The sequence below is a fragment of the Arsukibacterium sp. genome (genome assembly GCF_033722355.1).
Classification (GTDB): domain Bacteria; phylum Pseudomonadota; class Gammaproteobacteria; order Enterobacterales; family Alteromonadaceae; genus Alishewanella.
The window spans coordinates 1-3,071 of record NZ_JAWVZF010000230.1 but is presented as its reverse complement, the minus strand read 5'-3'; the positions used below and the strand labels follow the sequence as shown (position 1 = coordinate 3,071).

The window sequence follows — 3,071 nt, the reverse complement described above, 5'->3', positions numbered from 1 at the left end:
CTTCACACATCATTAATTGGTCCGCACGGTATTCCGGTCGAAATTCAGATGCGTACCCGTGAAATGGATGAAATGGCCGACAAAGGTATTGCCGCGCACTGGATGTATAAATCTAATGGTGAGCATAAAGATACCACGGCACAAATCCGTGCCCACCGCTGGATGCAAAGTCTGCTCGAGTTACAGCAAAGCGCCGGTACCAGCTATGAGTTTGTTGAAAACGTCAAATCTGAATTGTACCCTGAAGAGTTATATGTTTTTACCCCTAAAGGTAAAATTGTTGAGCTGCCAATAGGTGCCACCGCAGTCGACTTCGCCTATGCCGTTCACACCGATGTCGGTAACCGCTGTGTTGGCGCTAAAGTGGACCGCAGGCCATACTCGCTCAGTAAACCACTGGAAACCGGCCAGACCGTAGAAATTATCACCAGCCCAGGCGGCAAACCCAATGCTAACTGGCTTAATTATGTGGTTACCAGCCGGGCCATTCTGGGTATTCGCAATTATTTAAAACGCCAGCAGCAAAATGAAGCTATTGGCCTGGGTAAACGCCTGCTGACCTCGGCCCTTGGCGAGGTAAAACTGGAAGATATCGCGCCAGAGCGGATAGAACAGGTGCTGAAAAATGTTAATCAGCAGTCTTTTGATGCACTGTGTAGCGAAATCGGCCTGGGTAATCAGCTGCCGGTGGCTATCGCCAGACGTTTGCTTGGTGAGTTTGAAGCGGATGATACCAGCGGCAAAAACAGTTCGCCGCTGCCGAAAAGTAACGCCTTTATTTTAGGCTCAGAGGGGATGCTGGTTACCTTCGCCAAGTGCTGCCGGCCAATACCAGGTGATGAAATCGTCGCGAATGCCACGCCGGGCAAGGGGCTAAATGTGCATCGGAGCGATTGTCGCAATATTAAAGGTTGGGAGCGCGATCCGGCGAAGTTTTTCCCTGTCCGCTGGGATAACACCAGCGATAAGCAGTTTTTGTGTGATATCCGGGTGTTTATTATTAACCGCCAGGGGGTGCTGGCCAAGCTGACCACCCTTATCGCCAGTCAGAACTCCAATATCCAGGATCTGGTTACCGACGATCGCGATACCGGCGAATATGTCATTAAAATTACCCTGTCGGTAGAGGACAGGGTGCATCTGGCCAATGTCATGCGTAAAATCCGCGTTATGCCAGACGTGCAGAAAGTTTACAGAAGGAAATAAAAATTATGTCAAAAGTTATTATCCGCACTGAAGCAGCCCCCGCTGCTATTGGCACTTACAGTCAGGCGGTGAAAATTGGTACCACGGTGTATTTATCCGGCCAGATCCCACTGCTACCGGCGACCATGCAGATGGTGTCAGAAGATTTTGCTGAGCAAACGCATCAGGTATTTAAAAACCTGACCGCCGTATGTGAAGCAGCAGGTGGCAATTTGAATAACATGGTAAAGGTTAATATTTTTCTGACTGATCTGGGCCAGTTTGCAACGGTTAATCAGATTATGAGCGAATATTTCGCTGAACCTTATCCGGCCAGGGCAGCAGTGCAGGTTAGTGCACTCCCCCGCAATGCTCAGATTGAAATAGACGGCGTGATGGAAGTTCCATCTACTCACTGATGCAAAACGCGACGACGTGCCGTTTTATCTCAATATTGTCGCTGTGGCTTACTCTGCTGCTGCAACCGGCAGCAGCAGAGATCCAGCCAGCGGTTATTGAACCACCTAAACTGGTTTGGTGCCTTGATCACTTCCCGTATTTTCACGAGTACGACATTAGCGATACACCAACCGGCCCTTCGGTCGCATTAATGCAGGAGCTGGCCAGGCGTGCCGGTTTTCAGCTCAGTTTTACCCCACGTACAAATCTGGCACGCTGTCTGAAGCTGATGGCAAAAGGCGAAGTTGATTTAATGACCAACCTCAGATACAGCGACGAACGCAATCAATATATGTATCTGCTGCCGTACCGGAACAATGTGGCCGAAAGCTTATTTTTAAGAAAAACCGATAAACGGCTGATTGACAGTCAGGCACAGCTTCGCGGCCTGACGCTGGCCACGTTGCGTCATTACTTGTATAACCCGGCCACTATGGCGCTGATTGCAGAACAGTCACATCATATTGCTCAGGTAGACAGTATAGAACTGGCTCTGGAAATGCTGCTACGCAACCGGATTGATGGTCTGGTTGCACCGACTATCAGCACCACTGAAGCCATTAACGCCGTGAGCAGTTATCAGCAGCGTTTTAAAATTGCGCCGCTCGATTTTAGCGATGACATGCCGGATAACATTCATCTGGCCATTGCCAGAAACAGCCCGCATGCAGCACTGAAACCCCTGCTGCAACATCATTTGCAAACGATGATTGACGATGGCACCGTGGCAAGGCTCATCCGAAACCCGGAAAACCGGCCTGATGTGCAAGAGCTGAAACTGCAACAGCCCTAAGCAAATGCTTTGCCTTAGGCCGTTGGCGGTTTACACTGAAAATATGCGCCTGTAATTGAAAGAGATCCTGCCTTTGCCACATACCCGACTGGATAGTCTCAGTATCAGTCTTATCAAGGGCGTGGGTGCCAAAATGGTACAACGCCTGGAAAAACTTGGCATTACCAGTGTCCAGGACCTGCTGTTTCATCTGCCGTTGCGATATGAAGACCGCACCCGGGTTTATGCTATCGCCGATTTAATGCCTGCTCTGCATGCCACCGTGCTGGCCGAGGTGGTAAGCAGTGACATCCAGTTTGGAAAACGGCGCAGCTGGCTGCTTAAAGTAACCGATGGCAGCGGCTTTTTAACCTGCCGGTTTTTTCACTTTAGTGCGGCGCAGAAAAATGCTATCACCCCCGGGGCTAAACTGCGGCTGTTCGGTGAGGTAAAACGCGGGCCGCGAGGCGTTGAAATGCTCCATCCGGAATACCGGCTGCAACAGGATGATCAGCCTCAGCAAATGGCTGAAACCCTTACGCCGGTATACCCGACCACCGAAGGCATTAAACAGGCCAGCTGGCGCAAACTCACCGATACCGCGCTGGATTACCTGAGCCGTTATGCGCCGGCAGAATATTTGCCGGCAACGTTG

The 3,071-nt window shown here is 50.5% G+C and carries 4 protein-coding genes; all 4 read left to right on the top strand.

Annotated elements, in window-relative coordinates:
• Window positions 1–1,206 (top strand): TGS domain-containing protein (locus R3177_RS14125; RefSeq protein ID WP_318971650.1); only part of this gene is annotated, 1,206 nt, incomplete at its 5' end.
• Between the two features lie 5 nt (window positions 1,207–1,211).
• Complete coding sequence (locus tag R3177_RS14120) at window positions 1,212–1,604, top strand: RidA family protein (RefSeq protein WP_318971649.1); 393 nt, start codon at window positions 1,212–1,214, stop codon at window positions 1,602–1,604.
• Window positions 1,604–2,437, top strand: coding sequence for a substrate-binding periplasmic protein (locus R3177_RS14115; RefSeq protein ID WP_318971648.1), 834 nt, complete (start codon window positions 1,604–1,606; stop codon window positions 2,435–2,437). The genes R3177_RS14120 and R3177_RS14115 overlap by 1 nt, the downstream gene beginning before the upstream one ends.
• A gap of 55 nt (window positions 2,438–2,492) precedes the next feature.
• Window positions 2,493–3,071: OB-fold nucleic acid binding domain-containing protein (locus R3177_RS14110; protein WP_318971647.1), on the top strand; the 579-nt coding region annotated here is incomplete at its 3' end.

Excerpts from the sequence above, each read along its gene's own strand:
- R3177_RS14120 (WP_318971649.1), top strand. The coding sequence starts at position 1,212 with ATGTCAAAAGTTATTATCCGCACTGAAGCAGCCCCCGCTGCTATTGGC.
- R3177_RS14115 (WP_318971648.1), top strand. The coding sequence starts at position 1,604 with ATGCAAAACGCGACGACGTGCCGTTTTATCTCAATATTGTCGCTGTGG.